This is a genomic window from Lysinibacillus sp. FSL K6-4013 (assembly GCF_038630435.1).
GTDB lineage: Bacteria > Bacillota > Bacilli > Bacillales_A > Planococcaceae > Lysinibacillus > Lysinibacillus boronitolerans.
The window spans coordinates 2,029,847-2,053,801 of record NZ_CP152031.1 but is presented as its reverse complement, the minus strand read 5'-3'; the positions used below and the strand labels follow the sequence as shown (position 1 = coordinate 2,053,801).

The following is a 23,955-nucleotide window of genomic DNA, read 5'->3' as shown; positions in this document are numbered from 1 at the left end:
CAATACCCATCCCTGAAGGACGTTTAACAGAAGTGCTACGTGTGGAAGGGATGTCCAAAATTTATCAGCAAAAGCATCATACTGTGAATGCCTTGAAAAATATCCATTGCACCATTTATCAAGGGGAAATGGTGGCAATTATGGGGACAAGCGGCTCTGGTAAAAGTACTCTTCTGAATATGATCAGTGCCATTGATGAGCCAACAGATGGAGCATTATTTTTATTTGGCAAGGAAGCGCAGGCTATTTATCAAGAGCCAAAAGCATCGCAATTCCGAAAAGAAAATATCGGCTTTATCTTCCAATCCTTTCATCTGCTAAAGGATTTAACCGTCGAGGATAATATCGCGCTTCCCCTTATATTAAATGATATTCCTAGCAAGGAGATTAAGGTGCGTGTGCAGCACATGATGGAAACCTTAAACATCGCTGCTTGGGCAAAGCATCGACCACATGAGCTTTCTGGTGGACAGAAGCAACGTGTCGCCATTGCGCGAGCGATTATTGCCAATCCTCCTATTTTACTGGCAGATGAGCCAACGGGGGCTTTGGATGTTCATACAACAGATGAAATTTTAGAGCTGCTTGTTGCTCTGCAAAAAAAGAACCAGCAAACGATATTACTTGTCACACATGACCCCTATGTGGCTACCTATGCCAATCGGGTATTGTTCTTCCATGATGGGGCGATTGTGGATTCCTATCAAAACCAGCAAAATGAAGAGGATTTGGATTGTATTCTAATGAAATTCAAGCAAATTACGAGGGGGGATCGCTAATGTTTACGATGCGTAATATTGCCCTCAAGCTATTTCGTGCCGCTTGGGCAAATGTCCTAACGAGTATTAGTGTTATTACGATCTCGATTTGCCTGGTAATGACGATGACCGTCTACATTTGGAATGCGAATAGCCAGATGAAGGCAGACATCCAAGCGTTGTATGGGGAAATGGATTTAATGGTTGGTTATAATCCCGATCAGCAAAAATTGTTGACGACACATCAAATAGAGGAGCTTTCTACCCTAGCCGGTGTCACACAAGTGTCCCGCTTATCGCTAGCTCATACATTCGTTGAACATGAAAAGTACACCACATTTTATACCGTTGGCGTTGAAAATGATGACCTTGTGAAAAGTCGCTACCATTTTGAGGTCAATCTTGGACCGAACGATGCCATTCTTTCGGAAAATGTTGCCCGTCTTTTCAACAAACGCGTTGGGGACTCCATTCATATTCAATCAAAGGATTTTATCGTGCAAGAAATTTTACCGACGATAAAAGGCACTGATAGTCCTAATATCATTCTCTTAGCGAATGACGTAGTTAAGGCATGGATGAACAATAGTCAGCCACAAACGGCAGGCATATTTGCGCTCATTAAAACGGATGAGGGTCGTGCCAAGGCAGTAGGCGCAGAAATCAAACAACAGGATCCAACATTACGTGTTGATGTTATGAGTGAGTACGATGCGATTAAAAGAAATTTACAGAGCTTAATGGTTTTTATGATTGTACTATCTGTTTTTATTTTACTCATTTCGAGTGTCCTATTGCTGTCCACATTCCAGCTATTATTTTATAAAATTAAAGAGCAGCTCATGATCTTACGGGCTCTCGGGGCATCAGTGAAACAGGTTGGACGTATAGTCAAGCTCCAACTATCACTGATCATTAGCTTTGGCGTTATGCTTGGAACAACGCTGAGCCTTGTCGTCATAAAAAGCTGGCTACCACAATTAATTAGCCTTTTGCATTTACCCGAAGCTAAAACAGAGCTTCCTATTGTGTTTATTCTTTTAATTGCCCTTTCCAGCTTCATCATTCTTCAAGTGATGACAAAATGGCAAGTAGCGAAAAGCTCTAGACTATTGCCATTACAAATCGCTTCAGAAAATGAAAATTTACAGCTACGTTGGACAAAATGGAAAACAATTATTGTCAGTATTGTAGGTGTGTCAGCTGTCTTCTTCTTTTTACAAGCCTATTTAGCTGGGACAGGAAGCGATCAAGGTGCCTTATTTATTTTACTCGGAACACTACTTGTATGTGGGATTTTACTGTTACTAATCCCCTATCTGTTTACAGCCATCCTTCATCTGGCCTTAAAGCCGATTCGAAGGGTACTTGGCAAGGAAGCTTATTTAGCATGCCAGCAGCTCATGCCACAGGTACGCAAAAATATGCCCGTGGTGCTTAGCATGATAGGATTAATGGTCATTTTAACCTTTGGAAGCTCATTAATGAAAACCTTACAGCACAATGACCTTGCCTACACGGAATCACAATACGAAACAGCCATAAAAATTGATAATGAATTAAATGATCCAACTATCACGCCTGCAATTATAGATGAAATAGAGGCATTGCCAAGCGTACAGTACGCGTATGCACAAAGTAATAATGCGTATATTGCCCTACAACTCGGCGATGAATGGCTAGCAGAGAACTATACAACCATTGATATTGAGAAATTTATGCAATTAAAGAAGTTGCCTCAAATTGAAGGTGGAAATTTGCAGGATGGCCTTGTCGTGACAAAGGGCTTTGCCGAACGTTATCATTTGTCAGTGGGTGACCGTATAACGATAGGTTCCTATGATTTTGCTGCACAGCAGGATAGGCCTTCTGGTGAATTACAAATTATAGGAATTACCGATTCACCGATTCACCGAGCCGATATAATCGTTGATTGGTCATCATTCCTCACAGCACAGGATCACCCGTTCATCGAAGACATTATGGTCGAAACATCCTACCCAGAGCAGGCATTGACGGAGCTGTCATTCTTGGAAGAGCGCTGGCCAGCCCTGAAGTTGACAGATAAAGCGACCATATTAGCACAATCCAATGAAATGTTCTTCCAACGGTGGAGCCTATTTGTTGGCGTCTTTGTTATTTTAATAGCTGCCACGGGGCTTGGTGTCCTTCAAACTTTACTGCATACGATTTATACAAAACGCAGCGACTATGCCATCCAACGATTAATTGGTCTGTCACCAAATGGCTTAATGAAGCTTATATTGACACAAGTCCTATCCTTTGTCCTTTATGGTCTCATAGTCGGTACATTTCTGGGGTTCGTTTTAACGAGGATGCTAGGCTTCATTGATGATGGCTCGCCGATGTCCTATGACTTTCTAACATTGGGCCTCACAAGTCTCGCGTTCCTAGGGTCAACCCTCATTGTCTTTACCCTCCAAGGCTACTGGATGAGCAGACAAAAATTAGCGAACGAGATATTGGAAATATAAGGAAAACAGCCACTCTATGGATAGAGGTGGCTGTTTTTTTAGAAGCGGGGCTCTCTCTTGAGTGAGCGCTTTTACCCCTCTTTGGAGCGGAGCACCCCCACTCCTTTTATAAATGAAATTCTCCCTAAATTTGAAGAAATTCTATCATTTCCTTTATGATAGCCTCTTGATCTCGTCCTAATGTCATGAGATGCTTAGAATTTCCAAAGCCTTTCTTCTGCTTTCTAGATGAATGAACATGCTGATAGATCGTTTCAGCACTTTGCGTGTATAAGGCATCGTCCTTTTCACCATAGTAGATAGCGATAGGAATGATAATTCTATCAAGCTGCTCCATCGTTGCTTGGATAAATGTTTGGAATACGTTCATTGCATGTAATGGCATGTTCTCAAATGGCTCCATTTCCTGAGCGATTTGAAGTGGTGGCTTGCCCTCTATTGTTTTGTAATTATGGGCATAGTCCATAATCCTTTGTTTTAATTGCTCTGGCTCCTTATCAAACGGCACAGATAAGACAATGATTTGCTCGAGCCTTTCTAATTGAGCAAGCTTCAACGCGAAAATTCCCCCGATGGATAGACCGATGACCGAAATCTTTTGATAGCCTTCATCCAATAAAAATTGATGAGCATTCACTACATCCTGCCACCAGTCGTCTACCTGATAGTGTAATAACTGTTCTGGATGAGTGCCATGTCCACGATACAGCGGCGCATAGCAAGTATAGCCTTGGTTATGTAATGCAGTGGCTACTGTCTTCATATCTCTTGTATGACTTGTAAAGGAATGTAAAAGCAATAGGGCATGCTCATTTCCCTGTAAATAAATCTCTTTTGCTGGTAATATGTTTAGCATTTCATCAAGCCCTTTCTTCCATCTACCTTTATTTAAGCCCCAACAAACAGCACTGCCTGTCCGATGGCAATAAAAAAGGCTACCTGCTGAATGGGACTGCTGTCTTCAATTTGTAGTGTAATGTCAAAATGCGTCTCGCAGAAAGTCGCTTGCCAGCGTGCGATAGGCTGCTCATTCACAGTAAAAACAGACCAGTCCTCCATTTCTTTGTTGAGCTTGATCTGCTGTTCGCCATCGGTAATAACTAAATCAGGAATCATAATTTGCCAGCCATCATAGGCAATCATATAGTCTTTACCTGTTACCAAATCCTTGCCACGGAAATGCACGCGCCCGCGACGGGATACTTTTTTGCACGTAAAAAGCGGCTGACCATTGCGATCGTGAACATCAAAACGAACGAAATAACGATAGTCCATCGTTTTATCGAATGCTTTTTTTAGTGCATTGGAATACACGCGTTGAACGGTGGACGATACCTCCCCCGCTTCATTTAAAATAGTAACGGTCTCTGTTGACTCGATGGCCGCTGGTTGCTTGTATGTATAGGTCTTCAATCTATTCGCTCCTTTGAAACATTGCTTTCTTAAAACTACCATAAAATAAGCGTCAAATACAAAGGATGTATTTGACGCTCCTATTATGGTTATTGTATTTATTTCAATCAAGTAGCCTACTCCATTTTCTATCGATCTAACTTAAAGGTAATTTCCCCGATGCCCAATTCCGAATTGACCTCTAGTACGACATCCGCCTTGTCGTAAGCTTCGTTGACATAGACACCATTCCCTTTTGATATAAGGCCCTCCACATTAGACGAGCCAATGCCTTTTTCTGTCGTTAATTTCACGCCAACCTTTGAAGGTAAAATAACTGTTGTTTGACCGACACCTGTTTCAATAGTCGTTGTAAAGCTCTTTTTCCAGTCGCCACCTAGATTAACCGTTAGATCACCGACACCCGCTTCAATATCGAGCTTTTCCAGCTGAAGACCCTGTAAATCAAGGTTGGCAAGAGAAGCACCCGTTTCCACATTTAGATCCATGGGGATGCTGTCGTTCAGTTGAATCGCCCATGTGTTTTTAATATTCGAGAGCCCCAGCCTTGTTGAGCCCTTATGCTTGATTTCCACTTCTCCTGTATCGCCATGTAGATCATAGTCTACCTGAGGGGCTAGCTTTTTTACATTATATTCTGCGTTACCCTCAACCCATTCCTTTGCACCACTCGATACATTCATTTCGCCAACACCTAAATCAATGTCTACCTCTAATGCTTTCGCTTTATCCTTTTCCACCAAAATGGCTTCCTCTCGCATTTTATTTGGAATAAAGGAAAAGCACCCCGATAATACCAATGCTGACGTGCCTATCACGACACCTAAACCCACTAATTTTTTCACTATTATTTCCTCCCACCGTATAATCTACCAATAATTTCATTATATAGAAGGAAGGAAATTAAAATACGACCCTCCGCTCGAAATTCATCTAAGACCTAAGACGTAGAGAGGCTTACTGAAAAGGAATGTCATGTCCCTCCAGCAATGCCTTTAAATTCGCAAGAGAGGCATCATAGCCTGACGAATTAAAGCTCACCGTAGTGCCATTACCCTGTTGGGCTAGCGTAATAGCAATCAATGTTTCAGGAACTTCTAGATAGAAGGAAAATTCCTCATTTTTCTTCACTTGCTGAATCGTTAGCTCCATCGGCAGTTTTTCAGAAAGCTGGTTATGCGCATTTGGCATTAAGGTAAATGTCATCTTTTCCCCAGCTGTTAGTATAGGGATGTCCCATATGGCGCCTGGTGCGTACCATCGGGAGAGGGATTGCTCCTCTGTAATCGCCTGCCATACTTTATCAATCTTTGCCTCAATCCAAATCGAACTGGTCATTCGCAGCAACCTCCATTTCCTCTTTTCCATTATTTTACCGAACTTTCAGAAGTTAAACTACCTTGGGATGTTCTGTATAAGTGAAATGCCCCCAGTATAACCATCACAGCGATAACATCCAAAGCGAGCTGATAGCTGGAAAAAACAGTAACCAATAAACCATAAACCGTTGGTGCCAAGACAATAAAGAACTGATTAATCGTTAACGCTGCACTAACAGTTAGTCCTACTGCTTGCGAATCGGATTGCTCCGTGACACAAGTGATATATATGGAATACCAGCCAAGCGCTAAAAATCCAAATAGACTGCAAAATAAAATCATGAGGCCCTTGCTATGTATGACAAAGGGCAAAAAGCCAACCATCAGGAATGTAGCGAGCATGACGAGCACTAATAATGGCTCTCGTTTTTGAGCGAAATAATGATCACTCATCCAAGCAAGTACAATTCTCCCAAACATCCCACCAAATAAAATCAGACTTAAATAGCGCCCCGCCTCGGTTAATGTATACCCACCTTCATGATGTAAATAGCTCATAAAGTGAGCAATGATAATCATTTGGAGGGACATCATGACCATGCCCACAAAAAATAAAGGATAGAGCGCTCGATTGTGCCGAATAGCACGCATCTTCTCTTTAAAAGGAATGAGAGGTGCCGTAGCGGTGTCATACTGTTTTGGTTCTTTGTACAGCAATAAAAATAATAGTCCCCCACCAACCGCCATCAAGCCCTGTGCTAAATGGACAGAGGATAGATGATGATGTTGATACAAATAGGTCAGCAAAGTGGAAGCCAATGCACCACCAATCGGAATACCTGTTTGGCGTATCCCAATAGCAAGTCCTCGATGCTTGTTAGGAAACCATTTCACAATAGCAGTACTGCCACCTGTTTGCGCACTGCCATACCATATCCCCACAACTATTAATACGAGAAGCAATGTCGTATAATGATTCACGGGTATTAGCAATAAGGCTGACAGGCCCAGTAGTATCGAGCCCCATCCAATAATCTGCTTTTCTCCCTTTTTATCCATGAGATAACCAAATAGCAGCATGGAGAAAATTGGCCCTATATTGACGGCTGAAACAATTAGCCCTGTCTGGAAGGACGTTAAGTGCCATTCCATTTGATAAAAAGAGGCAACTGGCCCCATTCCGTAGGTCACAAAGGTTGCGGCTGTTTGCGAAAGTGTAGCCACAAGCAAGATGACCCATCGATAATATGTTTGCATAAAAACCCTCCATCAGGTTACTGCTTTTGCAGTCTACCTTTTCATTATCTAGAGTGTACGTGGACAGCTAGCGTACGTAAAATGGAGGAAAATGATAGCGGCTATTAAAAAAATCTATAGGTATGTGAGGAACAACATGAACATTGAAGAAATTGCCTTAAAAATGGAGCTTTTAGAGAGGCAAAACTTGAGTAAATCGGCTGAAATCACCAATTATACACAATCTGCCTTAACAGCAAAGGTGAAAAAAATGGAGCGTGAAATTGGGCAGGACGTCTTTAAACGAACACCCCAAGGCTTAAAGCTGACAGAGGTAGGTCAACATTATTTACAGTTTTTAAAGAAAGTTGCCGAGCAGTATGAAGACTTTTTACATACCATCGGCCCTACACAAACGAGCATTTTGGTTGGTACATCTCATACAACCATAAAAATATATGGACCATCCATTATGAACGCACTGCAAACTAGTCGAAGTCCGATAGATGTTGATTTCACTGTGGAATCAAGTACAGCCTTAAATCACAAAGTTCATCTGGCGGAAATAGATTGTGCATTGACAAGTAATCCAATCAAGCATTATAGCGAGCTACACTATGATGTACTAGCCACAGAGACGTTTGAAGTTATCTCAAGCTCCGCTCATATCATCGACTTTGAACAACGAACACCTGTCACATTGCTTGTGTTAAGTAAGGGCTGCATGTATACCCATGCATTAGCACAATGGCTCACTGACAAGCAGGTACCTTTTACGATGAAGGAAATTAAATCAGTTAGTAGTATTTTAGATTTTCTTGAAATCGAGCATACATTGGCTGTATTAAATACCAAATTACTAGCACTTTATCCTTGTCCTGACCTGCATTTTTATGATTTAGATGGGCTTCACAGTGCGATCGAAACAGTTTATATCTATAAAAAAGATGACAGTAAGCAGCCCTTCATCCTGCAATTAAAACAGGTCATTGAATCCTTGCTTGAGCAGAATTAGCTCCATAAACCTATTTTGTGCTAATATTCTAAAAACCCTATATTATTCATGCGGACTACACTATAATAGGTTTGTCATTATTAATCTTGTAAATGCTTAGGAGTACATCATGTTTTATTACATCTCGTTATTTTTTGCAGTATTTGCATTATCTACCTCAGCAATCTTTGTTAAGCTAGCTGATGCACCACCAGCGATTACAGCCTTTTATCGACTATTTTTTGCGATGCTAGTTCTTCTTCCATTTTTATTGGCACAGAAGAGCTTGCGGCAGGAGCTTACAAGTCTCTCGAAAAAACAATGGGGACTCGGCATTTTATCAGGCTTATTTTTGTCCTGTCATTATGTGTTATGGTTTGAATCATTAAACTACACATCTGTGGCTAGTTCAACCGTCATTGTGACACTACAGCCACTATTCTCTTTAATAGGCAGCTATTTTTTATTTAAAGAGCGATTTTCAAAAGGAGCGATTGTTGGCTGCTTCGTAGCGATCATCGGCTGCTTCATTATTGGCTGGCAAGATTTCCAGATTAGTGGACAAGCCCTTTATGGCGATATTCTTGCCTTTATTGCGGCAGGTATTATTACAGCCTACTTTTTTATTGGGCAATCAGTGCGCAAGGATTTATCGCTCATTCCCTATTCTATTATCGGCTATGGCAGTAGCTCGATCTTTTTAGCCGTTTATGCCCTCTTTATGAAAGAATCGTTTTTCGAATATTCAGCCTCCACCTGGTGGTCCCTTGTAGGGCTGGCTGTCATTGCAACGATTTTCGGGCAAACCATTTTTAATTGGCTATTGAAATGGTTAAGTACAACGGTGATTTCCATGAGTATTTTAGGCGAAACAATCGGCACATGTATATTAGCTTATTTTATTTTAGATGAGATGATTTCCGTTCAACAGGGGATCGGTATTGTGGTCATTTTACTAGGACTGGCCCTGTTCTTACTACAGCAACGAAAATCTGTGTAAAAGAAAAAACAACGGCAAAGGCTGCCGTTGTTTTTTATTCGTGTGTAAAGTAGAAGATCGTGCCATTTTTGTTTGATTGTAAGGAAGCTTCGATATTCAATGTTTTAGCAATATCCTGAATGATTTTAAGCCCAAGTCCGCCATGCTCATCTTCTGTCGTAAAGCCAATACCATCATCACACATGACAACTTGCCCGTCCTTGATCGTCACCTCTAGCTTGGATGCTTGGGCATGCTTTAATGTATTTTGAAAGACATTATCGAATAAACGCTGTAGCCACAATTCATTGCTAAGCCAAGTTGCTTGTAAATCATCGTGCTGAAAATGCAGCGTAATATTCTGCATGCGATATAGATACTGCCACTTCTTTATCATCATTTGTAACAATGGGACAAGTTGAACCTCCTCCTGCATGACATAGGACTGTTCACCCGTATCAAAGGACTGTAACTGAAATGCATTAGTTAAATTCGTGATATATTGAATTTGTGCATGTAAGGATTCCACCAATTTGGGCTGCCCCTGTAGCTGATCCTCTAGATAAAACAGCTGCAAACGGATAGCCGTTAACGGCGTATGAATGTCATGTCGCAACTTTTGTAGCAGCTCTTTTTGAAGCTCCTGCTGCTGGGCAAGCTCTAACTCTCGGTAAGTTGTACGCTCAATTAAAAGATTGACAGATTGGCTAAGCTGTCCAATTTCATCCTCACTTTTTATCGTTAACGTGTCAGGTATTCGCTCATTACTAGCTAGTTCTCGTATTGTTTTATTAAGTAGTGTAATTTTGGATAGTAACGAATGAATCGATGTGGAAAATAGCCATGCGAGCATTCCTAACGCTAGCACAAACGCAATCAGCATCACAGGATAGGCATAGGACTCATGAAACGGAATGCCGTCATTTTTCATTTTAAAGGCCTTGTCATACAAAATTGACATGGCCACACTAATGCCTAATAGTACAACAGGCACACTCCCAATGGCTACAAATAACAAAGTACGGTATTTTGTTTTTAAGGTCATTTTTTATTATAGGTATTTAAACGATACCCTTCTCCATAAATATTTTGCACAATAATGCCTGCTGGGTCTTGTAGCTTTGTTCGAATTTTTTTAATATGGACATTCAAAATATTATGATTGCGTTCATCAAGTGGCCAGAGATAATCAAAAAAATGTTCCTTTGTTAATACTCGGTCACGATTGTCAAATAAATAAAAGAAAATTTTTCGCTCAATCGCTGTTAGGGCGATTTCATCATGGATACTATGATGAAATACTTGACGGCGCTCCCCATCGATCAATAAATGCTGAATTTGCGTAAGTGTACCATACTGTTGTGCTAGCATTTTTTGCATTCTTAGCAACAGCTCTCGCGGATCAAATGGCTTTGTCAGGTAATCCTCTCCAACCATCAACCCCTCTAGCTTACTTTCAATATCATTACGTGCCGATAGAAAAATGATTGGAATATTTAAGCCTAATCGTTTAATATTTTTGCTCAATTGATAGCCATCCTCTCCTGGCAGCATAATATCCATTATGACTAAATCCACCTGCTGAATTAGCGCCATCATATCCTTGCCATCTGTTTTCCAGATTGCCTCATAGCCCTCACGCTGTACTATTTTTTGCAGTAGATCACCAATCATGTGATCGTCTTCTATAATTAAGATTCTAAATCCTTTCATACTTATCGACCTTTCTCATCACCCGTTGTTTTCATAAATTCCATTGCCAGTTGATAGATTTCATCTGGCTGATAGAGATAAATACTATGTGTCCCACTGACCTCTTTCACCTGTGCATTAGTGAATTGCTTTGCAAAGTCAGCATAATCCTGCCGATTTTGCTTCGTATATTTCGAATGTTTATTTTCTTCCGCAATCGCATCAATCAGTAAGATAGGCGTGTCTTGCGGCTTTTTGAGCTGTTCTGATTGTAAACTATTTTCGTAGACCTGCAACAGCTCATTTTGCATATCTTCATTAAAAAATTGCTTAAAGGACAACGCCTGATAGATTTCCTTTTCCTGTGCTGTTAAAAACGACAGTTGAAGTACTTGCGGATTATAGACCTGTGTTGGCAAAAGTCGATGTAAGCCGAGTTTAGTAGCGAGGTGCATGCCTCTCACCATCCAACGATCGACCGTCCCCATTTTATGCTTTACATATTGACTAGGTAGGCCAATGTCTAGCGCGATGATGCCCTTTACTTCCTCTGGGTATTTTTGCGCCCAGTAAATGGCCTCTAGCCCTGAAATGGAATGTGGCACAAGGACATAGGGCGGTTCAAGCCCACTTTGCAGAAGTGCCTGTCGTGTTTGCGCTAAAATCGTATCGATTCCTCTATCATCATGGGCTACGTCGCTATAGCCATAGCCAGCTCGATCCACTACTGCAATTTGATGATGCTGTGAAAACTTACGATACAGCCCTTTTAGCTCATATACGGGTGCTGCGATACCTGAGCCAGCCATAAAAATATATGTATCCACGCCAGCCCCCTCCTGATAAACATGGAGATTTTGACCATCTACATTATTTAATGTGCCGTTAGGTTGTAAAATAGCTGATTCATTCTGTATTAAGCTATAGTGATAAATACAAATTATCACCATTCCAAGCACAATCAATACCCCCATATAGACAATCATTTTCTTTGCTTTCTTTTTCATACGTATCTCCTCTTTTCGTTGATACTTGCAAGGATACACGGTAAAAATAAATTTCTACTAAACTTTTGAAGAAAATAGATAAATTTCATACAAAAAAGCTACCTAACTAATAGGCAGCTCTCTTGATTAAGCATCTGGATAGGTTTTTCGTAAAAAATCGATCGTTTGTTGTATAAGGGCTTTTAAGATGTCTTCATTCACATCAGCTAGCTTATTAATATAAACGCAGGCTTTTCCTGTTGTGTGTTTACCAAATTGTTGTAATAGTTGCTCTCGTTCATCCCCTGGAGCAAAATATAAGCTAATTTTCGCTTTGCGAGGGGAATAGGCAGCTAGTGGGGCATCCCCTTCATGGCCTGTTTGATATTTGTAATGATATTTACCAAAGCCTATAATACTCGGTCCCCACATTTTGGCTTCATAGCCTGTGACCTCTGTAAAAATGTCCAATAATCGATAGGCGTCTTCTCGCTTTTTTGGATGGTCTACACTTTCAATAAATTCAATGACACTTACATCGGTTTCTTTGGTCTTTAATTCATACATGTCAATCCCTCGCCTTCTGGAAGATGTACCTTCATTATTCCCTATTCTACCTGCTCTAACAATAGTTTTTGTTGAAGGTGACGATAGATCCCCTGCTGTTGCATCAGCTCTTGGTGATTGCCCTGCTCGACAATTTCTCCCTGCTGAATCACGAGGATTTGATCGGCATTTTCGATTGTTTTCAGACGATGGGCAATGACAAAGCTTGTGCGTCCCTGCATTAAATGCTGTAAGCCTTTTTGAATATCGACCTCTGTTTGGGTATCCACGCTAGATGTCGCTTCATCCAAAATTAAAATATCTGCATTCTCTAAAATTGCACGGGCGATCGCAATAAGCTGACGCTGCCCCTGACTTAAATTGACTCCTCCTGCCTGCACGGGTGTTTCGTATTGGGCAGGTAAATATTTGATAAAATGATGGGCATTCGCAATTTTTGCCGCTTCCACAACCTCTTCATCTGTCGCATCTAGCTTACCAAAGCGAATATTTTCACGAATCGTTCCCGAGAACAAATAGGTGTCCTGTAAAACCACACCAACTCTTTGGCGAATCGTCGCCATCTGATAGTGCTCAATATTATGCCCATCAATTAAAATCTCACCTTGATCGACGTCATAAAAACGTGTTAATAAATTGATAATCGTTGTTTTGCCTGAGCCTGTTGGGCCAACTAGAGCAAATGTCTCTCCTGCCTTGGCATGGAAGTCAATGTTTTTTAACACAGGCTTATTTGGCTCATAGCTAAATGATACTTGCTTGAAAACAACATCCCCCTTGAGCGATGCCGTCTTGATAGCATTAGGCTTGTCGGCTACCTCTGAGGGTTCATCTAGTATCTCAAAAACACGCTCTGCCCCAGCAATAGCAGACTGGAAGGTGTTTAATAGATTAGATAGCTGATTAAGCGGACGGAAAAATTGCCGTGTATAGGTCACAAAGGCGGCAATAATCCCCACTGTAACAATACTCTTTACTGCTAAAAAGGCACCTGTTCCGATGACGATGGCAAGGCCTAAATTATTCATAAAATTATTAATCGGACCTAGTAAGCCAGAGGTAATTTCTGCTCGTTGGGCAGAGTTTCGTAGATTTTCGTTTTGCTGATGGAACGTATCAATCGTTTGCTGCTCCTTGCCAAAAAGCGTAAGTACCTCCGCTCCTGTAATCATTTCCTCAATATAGCCGTTGAGCTTCCCGAGATCTCGTTGTCGTGCTGCATAATTTTTACTGCTGCGTTTAATGATTTGCTTGGTTGTGAAAACGATCAGCGGAATAATAATCAATGTCACGATTGCTAATTGCCAGCTTAATGTAAACATGGCGATACTGACACCGATTACAGTTAAAATGGACGACACGATTTGCGTAACACTTTGCGCAAGTGCTGTATTTAAATTATCAATATCGTTGGTCACACGGCTCATTAAATCCCCAAGTGCACGCTGATCAAAGAAACGTAATGTCAGTGTCTGAAGTTTTTGAAATAGTTCCAGACGTAATGTCCGAATGGTTTTCATCGCCACATGAATCATGACATAGGTTTGCAGCCATGTCAGAATAGAGGCTACTGAAAAAATAACGGCCAATAGGATGCCTAAACGAATCGTTCCGTCGATATCCTTTTTCATAATATAATCATCAATAATATGCCCAATCATGTAGGGCCCCGCAAGGCTTAAAAAGGTCGAGGCAATGACAAAAAAGATAGAGAAAAACAGCCCTATTTTTTGTTGCTTGACATAATGCCACACACGTGACAATGTCTCCCTTTGATTTTTCGCCTTCTCAGCTGGTCCTCCCATACGCGGTCCACGTCCAAAATTCATTTGCTTTGGTTGACCTTGACTCATCCTTGTTCACCAGCCTTTTGCTGTGACGCATAAATTGCTTGATAATGCGCATTTGATTGTAGAAGCTGCTGATGGGTTCCTTGCCCAACAATGTCGCCATCCTCTAGTACCAAAATAACATCTGCCTGCTGTATGGAGGCAATTTTCGACGCTACGATGAAGGTCGTTGTGTCTTGATAATAGGTGGCAATAGCTCGCTGCACATGTTGTTCCGATGCACTATCGAGCGCTGACGTTGTATCGTCCAGCACCAAAATGGCAGGCTTTCGAATAAACGCACGACTTAATGCAAGGCGCTGCTTCTGTCCACCCGAAAGATTCGTAGCGCCCTGTGACAATTCATGCGCTAAGCCCTTTTCAAGTTGCTCTACAAATTCACTGGCACAGGCGGCCTCTAATGCCTGCTGTATGTCCTCAGCTGTCGCATCATCCTTGCCGAGGCGGATATTTTTTTCAATCGGTCCAGAGAACAATAATGCTTTTTGTGAAGTAAATCCGATATGCTCACGTAGGGTTGCGAGTGAGTAGGATGTTAGCGGTTTTCCATCTATGCGGATTTCGCCACCAGTTGGATCAAATAAGCGAGGTAATAGCTTCACCAGCGTCGATTTACCACTACCTGTTTTCCCAATAATGCCGACCGTTTGCCCTGGCTTCACCGAAAATGAAATCTTTTTGAGGACATCCTCAGCTGTTTCATAGTAGCGATAGCTCACCTGATCAAAGTCAATGGCCCCTTTTATTGGATCTGTCAGCGCATGGTCCGCTTCCTTAACAGCAATGTCTTTGTTTAACACATCCACAATGCGCTCTCCTGAAGGCAAAGCTCGCGCTATTTGCATCAGCACCATACTAGAGGACATCAGTCCATTTAAAATAATTGTTAAATAGTTGATAAATGCAAGAATAACGCCAACTTGCAGCGTACCCGCGTCTACCTTAATGGCTCCAAGCCAAAGCGCGGCTACAATCCCAAGATTGACAACAAACATCGTAAAGGGTACAAGCACGCCGACAATTTGCTCAGCTGTAATAAAACGTTTCGTCAGCGCCTCATTTAATTCTCCAAACTGTGCTACCTGCTGTGTCTCACGGCGAAAGGCTTTAACCACACGAATACCCGCCAAATTTTCCTGTAGCTTCGTATTGACGGCATCAATCGCCTCCTGAACACGACGATACAGCACACCCGAATACTTTGTGAAAAAGTACATTGCAATAATCAACAATGGCACGATAATGAGCAATATGGAAAAAAGCTCACGTGCTGTCACAAACACAATAATCACTGCACCGATAAAAAGCAATGGCCCTCGCACAAAAATACGCAGCGTCATCATAAAGGCACGCTGAATACTTTCCACATCACTCGTTAAAATCGTAATCAGCTTCCCCGTTGTAAAAGCATCTCGCTCCTTGGCCGAGTAAGTCATCATCTTCTCATAAAGAGCCTGTCGAACATCCGACGCAAAATGAATCGCCGCCTTCGAGCTATAATACGAGCAACCAATTCCACCGATAAGTCCGAGCACTGCACTGCCAAGCATCCACACAAACATCGTTAATACGTAGCGATTATCCCCATTGGCAATCCCCGTATCAATCATATGCTGCATGATGGTCGGCTGAATTAAATCCATCGTCACCTCCAGCACCATCAATAGCGGTGCAATCAAGGTGAAAAATTTATAAGGCCCCAAATACTGCCCTAATTGTCTAACTGCCTGCATACATTCGTCTCCGTTCTATTTAAATCCCATTCGTTCCTCATTATAACTGAAAATCATTCCCATTTGGCAACTAATTTTTCGGGTCTCGTAATATTATTGGAGTGGTTTGATTGTGGTGTAGTGTCTTCATAAGGAGTAAAAATCTAATTTCTAAGCAGATTTTGGAGGGTGGTGACTTTTTAGAGCGAAGTTCCACTTCTTATGAGCGGCTTTCATTCGCTTTGGAGCGAGGTTGCCCTCCTTAAGAGCGAATTCCTTCCACTTTGGAGCGGGTTTGCCCTTCTTTGGAGCGGCTTCCTTCCACTTTGGAGCGGCTTTCTTCCACTTTGGAGCGGCTTTCTTCCACTTTGGAGCGGCTTTCTTCCACTTTGGAGCGGGTTTGCCCTTCTTTGGAGCGGCTTTCTTCCACTTTGGAGCGGGGTTGCCCTCCTTAAGAGCGAATTCCTTTCACTTTGGAGCGGGTTTGCCCTTCTTTGGAGCGGCTTTCTTCCACTTTGGAGCGGGTTTGCCCTTCTTTGGAGCGACTTCCTCACACTACAGAGCGGGCCTTTTCCTTTACAAGCAACAGCCAGCTAATTTAGATTAAGCGTCATCCTGTTAATAAGTAAGAAACTACCCAGAGCAAGAATCATATCGAAGGAAAATAACACTCGCTCTGGATTATCTAGCCCTGTCCCAAGATGCGATCATTTGCTCAAAACAGGCTCTATCAGTTAACAGAAATTCTCAGCTTCTCAAAATTTCGCAGGAAAATTTTCTGTGCCTGCTGCTCATGAACTGGATCAATGCCTAGCAAAATGACCGTACAGGGCCCTGCTGATTTTGCACAATCGAGGGAGCTTTCAATACTTCGCTCTCCAAACAAACGGGCAAATTCTCCTTGTAGCCCTTTTGATCCGACTGGCCATACTTGCTGAATAATTTCTGCCTGCCACGCCTGAAAAATTGGCAGCAACTGCGCCACATCTTCAGGCTGTGCCAACACCTCTTCGCCCACAAGCGGCAGGCCATAGGTGTACCAGCTAAGCTGATCGTGGTCAAATGCCCGACGCTGCTGCTGGATTTCACCAAGCATTGTAACAGCTAAGCCTGACTGTAATGTGGGCATATTGGATTCCGTACTCCCTGAAATGGCTGGGCATGTAAGACCTGCCTCTGTAAACACTTGCTGAATACCTTTTTCATAGCGAGACCATGCAGCATCTCCAGAAAAATTCGCAAGTAGAACTTGGACAGGTAGTGCCTGTGCCGCAAGCTGTTCTAAAAAGGTCACACGTGCTGTCATATAGGCTGTCAGTTGATCGGGTGCTGACACAACATCTTGCGGTTTTTGTCCAATGGCAGCGGCATTATCCATTGTTGCAATGAACGTGCCTACTTTCATCGCATTTCTCACTGTACACGACCTTCCTTACGCACAAAAACCTTTGACAGAATGGGCATAACTACCGCGACAATGATTAAATTGATCACCGTTGCCATCAGAATACTGCCTAAAGCACCCCAGAAGAATGCTGGACTAATAATAAAGTAAAATGGTAGTGGCGCTATAATACCGTTTAATACTAAGGCAACCGGCCATTTCCAAAAGTGCATGCCTTTTTTATGCATCACCCCGAAGACCCATACAACAATTAACATTTCCACCGCGATTATGATATGTAATGGCCCTAATGGGAAGCCAGACGTTAATGCCGTTATAAAATGACCGATCAATCCAGCAGCCCCCGCTAAGATGGGGGATAGAAAGACAACCGCTAAAAAGGCAGGAGCCGAATCCAGTGCAGCCGTTGAAATAAACGTTGGTACCTTAATCATTGCTCCTACTGCACAGATGGCCGCTACCATTGCCGTCAAAATCCATTTCCTTAATTTTTGTCGTTCCATATCATGCCCTCTTTTCTGTTGAATGTCTTCTTTACTTCAATTGCTCAGCTATTCCATACCAAATCCGTACAACCTGCTCCGCTTCCTTGAACAAAGCTTGGTATAAACGGCCACAGGTATCGCGTAGCTGTCGGGCTTGCTTATCCATTGGTACAACACCACGCCCCATATCCGTTACAATAAGTGCAAGTGTACAATGCTGCTCAAGCTCTTGTAATGTTGCTAGCACCGTTTGTACGATTTGTTCATCTTCCTCCAAATCTTGTGTCACAAGCCAGTTTTCTAAGTTCTTCAGGACAAGGACATCACAGGCTGGCGCTGCCTCAGGAAGTTCGCCAGCAATCATAACCATCTGTTGCTGTTCATACAAGCGCCTCACATAGTCGGTTTTGCCGTTATAGGCACCTCCGATAAAGACATGCATCGTGCTCCCTCCTCCCAAGCCTTTCTTGTAAATGTTAAAACAAATTGTTTATCATGTGGCACTTGATAGGACCAAAAGGGCTGTTCTGTTGGCGCAAAGGCAACAAGTAAGGCACGAATAACCCCACCATGAACCACTAAATAATAGCTATCCTCATTTTTCGGTAAATAATGAAATCCATCTACAACACGTTTCATAAAATCATCGAATGCCTCACCTTGTGGAGGGGGTGTACGGATTGGATCATCTATCCATGCCCGATAGTGAGCATCCATTTTTAGCTCCTCATAGGTTTTCCCTTCGAATGCACCAAAGTTCGTCTCTCGAAGGGATGCCTCTGCCTGGTAGCTAGCATTGGGAAAATAATGAGCAGCCGTTTGTCGACAGCGCTGTAGATCACTGCCATATACCTTTTTAACCAATGCATCCACAACAGCAAGCTTGGCTGTATCTGCTAATGGTGCGTCCGTCCACCCAAGGTAACGCTTTTCAAGATTCTCTTTTGTAGGCGCATGCCGTATTAAGCACACAGTAACAATGTCACCCATAGCACAACCTCCATCCCTTCAATGGAGGCACCCAGTAAATCGCCAGATACTCCACCAAAATTACGCAACGTAAATTGTCGAAAAATAAAAAGTGCAATGGCTAAAACGACGACTAGGACAACTGGAAGAAGAAAGAGCTGCGTGCTGATAAAAACGACCGTCATCGCCAATACGAGCGACAACAGCATGATCGCTTTCAATCGATTAGCATTCATATGAGACTTAAAAAAATAAGCAAGACCTTTTTCCTTTGAGCAATGGAGTGACATAAAATAAAAGCTCATGCCAACCCTTGTTAGAAAAGGGACGAATAGTACCATCCACAAGGCGAACCTCTGCTGCACAAAAAGCTCATGTAGAATAACAAATTTTCCCATTAATAAAAACACCACAGCCAATACTCCGAACGCACCTACACGTGGGTCATCTAAAATCTCCAATCGTTTTTCTCGATCTCGATAGGAAAAATAGGCATCGCCCATATCAATAAAGCCGTCTAAGTGCAAACCTCCTGTCCATAAAGCAAATAGCCCTATCACAGTAAAAGCTAGCATCACCTCACTGCTTGCTGTCCACTGCATAAGACTATAAAGCACGGCTGCCACCGTTGTGCCCATTAAAGCACCTATCCACGGTAAGCAAGCAAACATGCCTGTGATGGTGGACCTCGTTAATGGAAGCTCTTTATGTACCGGCAATACCGTAAAAAATTGAAATGCCAGTTGAAGGCTATGCCAAAAATTTTTCATCCTCTTGCCTTCCTTCTTGATTATTTCCATCTCTTTACAATGCCATAGTTCATTTCATAGGCCTCCTGTGCCATAGAAACGAACCATTGATGGAATTGTCCGAGCGTTCGTCGGTATAATTCTACTTCATCACTAGCATAAGGAGGTTCATCAAACAGTTCATTGGATACAACAAAAAAAGTCACATCCTTCTTCAACAGTAACTGGATAGCCTGCTTGACGACCTGTAGCTTGTTAGCTAAACAACCAGGTTGTTGTAAACAGGGTGTCCCCTTGTCATAGCCTTCGTAAAAAGCATTCGTCAGCCAAGTTGTCACGCAATCCCACAGCACCACATCTCCATCCCGAAGTGTCTCAAATACCTCAGAAATCGCATAGGGAGCCTCCACCGTCAGCCATTGAATAGGCTGTGCCTGGCGATCTGCCTGATGCCGTAGGATTCTTTTTTCCATTTCATGATCTAAGGCAATACCAGATGCCAAATAGAGCAAGCGTTTCGCTGTACATGCCTGTGCCTCATAATGCTGAAGCGCTGCTTGCTCGGCAAAATGGGATTTACCACTACGTACACCACCTGTAATAAAAATAAGCGCCATGTAGGACACCTCCTATTGTAAATGATGTAGATTACCAATATCCTTCACAAGCCATTGTTGACCTTTCCGTTCAATCACTGTCACACTTGTCCCATGAATGTATGGAGCTGCCCACAGCTCACTAATGCTGCGCTGTAAAATAGCATTGATAATGCATTTAATCGTTACAGCGTGGGAGACAATGAGGATCGTTTCATTCTGATGTTGGGCTGCTATTTTTTTTAATGTAAACATCGCTCTTTCTGTTACGGCTCCAAAGCTTTCTGTATGACTCGCCACAAACTGCGCAGGGTAGTTCGTATATAGCTCATAATCAAGCTTATGTGTCGCCAGTATATCGTCGATTGTCTGCCCCTGCCATTTCCCTAAATAGATCTCCCGTAAATCATCTTCATAGGCAATAGGCAGCTTGCGATTGGCCATCAAAATAGCCATCGTCTCTCTTGCACGACCACTTGAACTACAATAAGCAGCGGTAAAAGGAATCTGTTGCAGTTGCTTGTGAAGTTTTTCAGCCGCTGCTCTACCGTTTCCCGTTAATGGAGAATCCAGCCACCCCTGTAGTCGATGCTCCTGATTCCATTGTGTTTCCCCATGTCTTACTAGATAAAAAGTTGTCACTTTTCTCTCCCCTTATTTACGTTAAACCACGTTTGTAGACAATTATGTAAAGATGTCATGGCTGCAATGTCTTTTATGCCAATACGGAACCACTCACCCTGCAAACCTTGAAAGTTTTTTGTGTGACGCAGCACAACCCCCTGTGCAAGACAATAGGTGAAAAAGGCGTCCGCTTGCTGTGTTTTCGGTAAGGAGAAGCACACATAATTCGTCACACTATTCGTTACTTGGCAGCCATTGTCCTGTAAGTAACGATGCAGCCATTCCCTTTGCGCTGAGGCATAGGTAATTGCCTGCTGACAATAGTGCTGCTCGTCTAAACAGCTTGCCCCAATTACAAGCGCAAAGGCATTTAAATTCCAATGCGGTAGCATATCTTTTAAGGCGCTCACAATTGTAGCATGCGCAACCAAATACCCAAGTCGTAAACCTGGAATCGCATACATTTTAGTCATCGAACGAACGACAATAACATGTGGGTTTTGTGCACTAAACTGAATCAGCGAATGCGCCTCATCTACCCAATCCATAAATGCCTCATCGATAACAAGCTCACAATTAACGATTGCTCCGTGTGCGATTAAGGCAAGTAAATCTTCCTTATTTGGCAGTACGCCAGTTGGATTATTAGGTGTACAAAGATATACAGCATCTGCCGTCAACATTTCCTGCTGTAGCTGCTCTAATGGCAATGTGTAATTGATAAAATCTGTCGCGACAATAGGAACGATCGTAGCACCTGCTGCACGCAATGTTCGCTCATACTCTGAAAAAGTTGGATGCACAATGATGACACGCTTATTGGTATAGCGTCTTGCTAGTACACTAAAAAGCTCTGAAGCCCCATTGCCTAGTAAAATCGTATTCTTTGCTACTTGATGAAAAGCAGCAACCTTCGTTAAAAAAGGCTCCCCATCTGGATCTGGATAGCGCTGAATTAGTGGATAAAAAGTACGCCAACGTGCCTCCACAAAGGCTGGTGGTCCTGCCGCATTGACATTTTCGCTGAAATCATACACCACCTCAGGCATCGTTAAGCCTAATTGCTGATAAACATTTTGCGGATTTGCTCCGTGATTAGGTAACCGCATAAATTAACACCTCCACTGCTAACATAACAAGCGCAAACAGCACTGTGGCAATACGCATATGAATAATGGACGTTGCAATATGCTCTTTCGTTAATGGCACTAATTTTTCCCCCATAATTGCTCGATGAGAGACAACGCCCTGATACGTATTTTTCCCTCCTAGCTGTACACCAAGCTGCACTGCAGTCGCTGCCTCTAAATAGCCACTATTTGGACTAGGATGCTTCTTAGCGTCCTGTACCCAACGCTTTAAGCGCTTGCCAAGCGAACGATCTGTTTCATTTTTCGTACCAAGCACGATCAGTAAGCCTGTAATGCGACTTGGAATAAAATTCAGGACATCATCAAGCTTGGCTGAAAACATACCAAAGTCTTTATATTTTTCATTTTTATAGCCCACCATCGAATCTAAGGTATTGACAGCCTTATAGCCCCATAAACCAATTGCCCCAAATAGAAAGGCATAAAAGAGTGGAGCTGTCACACCATCACTTGTATTCTCAGAAACCGTTTCTACCACACCACGCACAATTTCATCCTCACCTAGTTTATCGGTATCACGTCCGACAATCCAAGATAGCTTAACTCGTGCTTCGGCAAAATCCCCTTTGACAAGCGGCTCATAGACAGCCATCGCCGCCTCCTTCAAGCTCCGCTGTGCCAGTCCGATACCAATCAGCAGACCCTCTACAAGGATGCCAAAAATGATACTCATCTGATAGCTTAGTAATAGAATTAGCGTCACCACAAACATGGTCGTGCCAACAACAGCAAGTGCCATCACTGTCCCACGTAGCTTGCGCCATTTGCCCTTATTCCATAAAGCTGTTTGCGATTGAATCAAGTGTCCAATCCAGCGTACAGGATGAGGAAGCTTCGGAGGGTCCCCTACTACTAAATCAAAAATAAGCCCTATGATGCAGGCAATCACGATAGCAATCATTTAGACCTCTCCTCTTTATCTTTTTTGTATTTCCTAACCGCCTCACACATCGTTTCATAAACACCATAGCCAATGACCTTACCAAGCATAGTGATGGGACCTGCATATTGATGGAAGTCCCCTTCTTCTGTCGAGGCAATAAGCAAGCTATCAGTAGATGTACCTGTAGCTAGCGTGCCTGTCGTAGGATCTGTAACACCCTCATCTACTAAAGCCTTGACCTTGGCTTCCGTAGTTGAAATCATTGCCTGAAAAAGTGCCTCATCAGACAGCTTGCCATTGATCAGCACCCAAGTATTAATGGTGCCTGCATGGTACTGCTCCTCTCGTTGAAAAGCACGGGTAATATCCACCGCATTGCCAAGCCCTGCGGTAATCATAATGACAAGGTGGATTCCCTCATATGTAAAGTCACGAATAGTCGCAAACTTGGCTTGGACAGCCGTCATCATAGCCACTGTATTGTCATGCGGGAAATGCTGTGCCTGCAAAAACTGCAGCAATTCCTGATGTGGCTGTCGTTCATCATAGGTAATAGGCACCGTTCGATTCATCAGATGCGTATAATGACCAAAGCCTGGGTTATGCATGGCTGAGGATACAACCTTCATGGCTGAAGCTGTTTGAAGGGCAACATAATCGTCAAAAATATGAATGCAATCCTTAGTAAGTATAGGCAATCAATCGCCTCCTCGCGATAAAGTTATGACGGAACATAAAAAAACAAATTCTTACAAAGAAGAATTTGTACGGTCGATTCTTTATTAAAATTTGAACCTTCTGAACATTTGTACAGAATAACAACTTCATAATACTCAAATTATTTATTTTCTTTGAAATTGTATCATAACTTTGGCTATTGTCACAATTCCATTTTCAAAGTGTTATTGCTGCTTTTGTTTGAGATTCTTAAAGCGGATGACAGAGCCGACGATAATAAAGACCCACCCAATGCCTATGTAAACAATTTTCATTGTTTTTGTCGATGACGGTAAAATATCCATAATCGTTAAACAGACAAAAAGTATCCCGATGATTGAAAAAAGCATACCGATTGTTAAATTCTTCACGAAT

General features: G+C 42.4%; 27 protein-coding genes. 4 read left to right on the top strand and 23 right to left on the bottom strand.

What is annotated here, in order from left to right; genetic code table 11:
• Positions 1 to 50: 50 nt before the first annotated feature.
• Together MHB39_RS09980 and MHB39_RS09975 are read left to right on the top strand one after the other, a co-directional pair.
• Positions 51 to 779, top strand: a complete 729-nt coding sequence (locus tag MHB39_RS09980) for an ABC transporter ATP-binding protein (RefSeq protein ID WP_036081592.1) — start codon at positions 51 to 53, stop codon at positions 777 to 779.
• Positions 779 to 3,253, top strand: a complete 2,475-nt coding sequence (locus MHB39_RS09975) for an ABC transporter permease (RefSeq protein WP_342546538.1) — start codon at positions 779 to 781, stop codon at positions 3,251 to 3,253. Before MHB39_RS09980 ends, MHB39_RS09975 begins: the two co-directional genes overlap by 1 nt.
• A gap of 124 nt (positions 3,254 to 3,377) precedes the next feature.
• Here MHB39_RS09975 and MHB39_RS09970 read toward each other — a convergent pair whose 3' ends face one another.
• The 5 genes from MHB39_RS09970 to MHB39_RS09950 form a co-directional block, all read right to left on the bottom strand.
• Positions 3,378 to 4,109 (bottom strand): alpha/beta fold hydrolase, encoded by a 732-nt coding sequence (locus MHB39_RS09970; protein ID WP_131519940.1) that lies wholly within the window; start codon positions 4,107 to 4,109, stop codon positions 3,378 to 3,380.
• 32 nt (positions 4,110 to 4,141) lie between these two features.
• The gene (locus MHB39_RS09965) at positions 4,142 to 4,666 is read right to left on the bottom strand and encodes a hypothetical protein (protein ID WP_279494717.1); all 525 of its coding nucleotides are present in this window, start codon (positions 4,664 to 4,666) and stop codon (positions 4,142 to 4,144) included.
• 128 nt (positions 4,667 to 4,794) lie between these two features.
• Positions 4,795 to 5,511: a toast rack family protein gene (locus MHB39_RS09960; RefSeq protein WP_312126688.1), complete on the bottom strand. Its 717-nt coding sequence runs from the start codon at positions 5,509 to 5,511 to the stop codon at positions 4,795 to 4,797.
• Between the two features lie 112 nt (positions 5,512 to 5,623).
• A complete protein-coding gene (locus MHB39_RS09955; RefSeq protein ID WP_342546537.1) occupies positions 5,624 to 6,004 on the bottom strand; it encodes an SRPBCC domain-containing protein in 381 nt (126 codons plus the stop codon).
• A 29-nt stretch (positions 6,005 to 6,033) separates the two neighbouring features.
• Entirely contained in the window at positions 6,034 to 7,242 is a 1,209-nt protein-coding gene (locus MHB39_RS09950) for an MFS transporter (protein WP_342546536.1), read from the bottom strand.
• Between the two features lie 136 nt (positions 7,243 to 7,378).
• Here MHB39_RS09950 and MHB39_RS09945 point away from each other — a divergent pair, with 136 nt between their 5' ends.
• Both MHB39_RS09945 and MHB39_RS09940 read left to right on the top strand, forming a co-directional pair.
• Complete coding sequence (locus MHB39_RS09945; protein ID WP_257961192.1) at positions 7,379 to 8,236, top strand: LysR family transcriptional regulator; 858 nt, start codon at positions 7,379 to 7,381, stop codon at positions 8,234 to 8,236.
• Positions 8,237 to 8,345: 109 nt separating this feature from the next.
• Complete coding sequence (locus MHB39_RS09940) at positions 8,346 to 9,215, top strand: DMT family transporter (protein ID WP_103117938.1); 870 nt, start codon at positions 8,346 to 8,348, stop codon at positions 9,213 to 9,215.
• A 34-nt stretch (positions 9,216 to 9,249) separates the two neighbouring features.
• On the opposite strand, the gene MHB39_RS09935 is transcribed toward MHB39_RS09940, so the two are convergent.
• The 18 genes from MHB39_RS09935 to MHB39_RS09850 all read right to left on the bottom strand — a co-directional run bounded on the left by MHB39_RS09935 (position 9,250) and on the right by MHB39_RS09850 (position 23,951).
• A complete protein-coding gene (locus tag MHB39_RS09935) occupies positions 9,250 to 10,239 on the bottom strand; it encodes a HAMP domain-containing sensor histidine kinase (protein ID WP_342546534.1) in 990 nt (329 codons plus the stop codon).
• On the bottom strand, positions 10,236 to 10,907 hold the full coding sequence (locus MHB39_RS09930; RefSeq protein ID WP_115673717.1) for a response regulator transcription factor: 672 nt from the start codon (positions 10,905 to 10,907) through the stop codon (positions 10,236 to 10,238). The genes MHB39_RS09935 and MHB39_RS09930 overlap by 4 nt, the downstream gene beginning before the upstream one ends.
• Positions 10,908 to 10,909: 2 nt before the next feature.
• On the bottom strand, positions 10,910 to 11,893 hold the full coding sequence (locus MHB39_RS09925; RefSeq protein WP_342546532.1) for an alpha/beta hydrolase: 984 nt from the start codon (positions 11,891 to 11,893) through the stop codon (positions 10,910 to 10,912).
• Positions 11,894 to 12,019: 126 nt separating this feature from the next.
• Entirely contained in the window at positions 12,020 to 12,439 is a 420-nt protein-coding gene (locus tag MHB39_RS09920; protein WP_004228761.1) for a DUF1801 domain-containing protein, read from the bottom strand.
• Positions 12,440 to 12,480: 41 nt separating this feature from the next.
• The gene (locus MHB39_RS09915; protein ID WP_319840258.1) at positions 12,481 to 14,292 is read right to left on the bottom strand and encodes an ABC transporter ATP-binding protein; all 1,812 of its coding nucleotides are present in this window, start codon (positions 14,290 to 14,292) and stop codon (positions 12,481 to 12,483) included.
• Positions 14,289 to 16,022 carry an ABC transporter ATP-binding protein gene (locus tag MHB39_RS09910; RefSeq protein WP_342546528.1) on the bottom strand — a complete coding sequence of 578 codons (1,734 nt, stop codon included), beginning with the start codon at positions 16,020 to 16,022 and terminating at the stop codon, positions 14,289 to 14,291. The genes MHB39_RS09915 and MHB39_RS09910 overlap by 4 nt, the downstream gene beginning before the upstream one ends.
• A gap of 241 nt (positions 16,023 to 16,263) precedes the next feature.
• Complete coding sequence (locus MHB39_RS09905) at positions 16,264 to 16,431, bottom strand: hypothetical protein (protein WP_342546527.1); 168 nt, start codon at positions 16,429 to 16,431, stop codon at positions 16,264 to 16,266.
• Positions 16,432 to 16,731: 300 nt separating this feature from the next.
• On the bottom strand, positions 16,732 to 17,418 hold the full coding sequence (locus tag MHB39_RS09900; RefSeq protein ID WP_342546526.1) for a hypothetical protein: 687 nt from the start codon (positions 17,416 to 17,418) through the stop codon (positions 16,732 to 16,734).
• Positions 17,415 to 17,909 carry an ECF transporter S component gene (locus tag MHB39_RS09895; protein ID WP_333006720.1) on the bottom strand — a complete coding sequence of 165 codons (495 nt, stop codon included), beginning with the start codon at positions 17,907 to 17,909 and terminating at the stop codon, positions 17,415 to 17,417. The genes MHB39_RS09900 and MHB39_RS09895 overlap by 4 nt, the downstream gene beginning before the upstream one ends.
• A 31-nt stretch (positions 17,910 to 17,940) precedes the next feature.
• Positions 17,941 to 18,333, bottom strand: coding sequence for a bifunctional adenosylcobinamide kinase/adenosylcobinamide-phosphate guanylyltransferase (locus MHB39_RS09890; RefSeq protein ID WP_342546524.1), 393 nt, complete (start codon positions 18,331 to 18,333; stop codon positions 17,941 to 17,943).
• Positions 18,285 to 18,881 (bottom strand): histidine phosphatase family protein, encoded by a 597-nt coding sequence (locus tag MHB39_RS09885; protein ID WP_048390636.1) that lies wholly within the window; start codon positions 18,879 to 18,881, stop codon positions 18,285 to 18,287. Before MHB39_RS09885 ends, MHB39_RS09890 begins: the two co-directional genes overlap by 49 nt.
• A complete protein-coding gene (cobS, locus tag MHB39_RS09880) occupies positions 18,854 to 19,630 on the bottom strand; it encodes an adenosylcobinamide-GDP ribazoletransferase (protein ID WP_036081598.1) in 777 nt (258 codons plus the stop codon). The genes MHB39_RS09885 and cobS overlap by 28 nt, the downstream gene beginning before the upstream one ends.
• 20 nt (positions 19,631 to 19,650) lie before the next feature.
• A complete protein-coding gene (locus tag MHB39_RS09875) occupies positions 19,651 to 20,226 on the bottom strand; it encodes a bifunctional adenosylcobinamide kinase/adenosylcobinamide-phosphate guanylyltransferase (RefSeq protein ID WP_342546522.1) in 576 nt (191 codons plus the stop codon).
• Between the two features lie 12 nt (positions 20,227 to 20,238).
• Positions 20,239 to 20,847 carry a histidine phosphatase family protein gene (locus MHB39_RS09870; protein ID WP_257961202.1) on the bottom strand — a complete coding sequence of 203 codons (609 nt, stop codon included), beginning with the start codon at positions 20,845 to 20,847 and terminating at the stop codon, positions 20,239 to 20,241.
• A complete protein-coding gene (locus MHB39_RS09865; protein WP_315058012.1) occupies positions 20,844 to 21,938 on the bottom strand; it encodes a threonine-phosphate decarboxylase in 1,095 nt (364 codons plus the stop codon). Before MHB39_RS09865 ends, MHB39_RS09870 begins: the two co-directional genes overlap by 4 nt.
• Entirely contained in the window at positions 21,925 to 22,881 is a 957-nt protein-coding gene (cbiB, locus tag MHB39_RS09860) for an adenosylcobinamide-phosphate synthase CbiB (RefSeq protein WP_342546518.1), read from the bottom strand. The genes MHB39_RS09865 and cbiB overlap by 14 nt, the downstream gene beginning before the upstream one ends.
• Entirely contained in the window at positions 22,878 to 23,561 is a 684-nt protein-coding gene (locus MHB39_RS09855; RefSeq protein WP_048390626.1) for an adenosylcobinamide amidohydrolase, read from the bottom strand. The genes cbiB and MHB39_RS09855 overlap by 4 nt, the downstream gene beginning before the upstream one ends.
• A 204-nt stretch (positions 23,562 to 23,765) precedes the next feature.
• Positions 23,766 to 23,951, bottom strand: coding sequence for a hypothetical protein (locus tag MHB39_RS09850; RefSeq protein WP_048390624.1), 186 nt, complete (start codon positions 23,949 to 23,951; stop codon positions 23,766 to 23,768).
• Between the last annotated feature and the right edge of the window lie 4 nt (positions 23,952 to 23,955).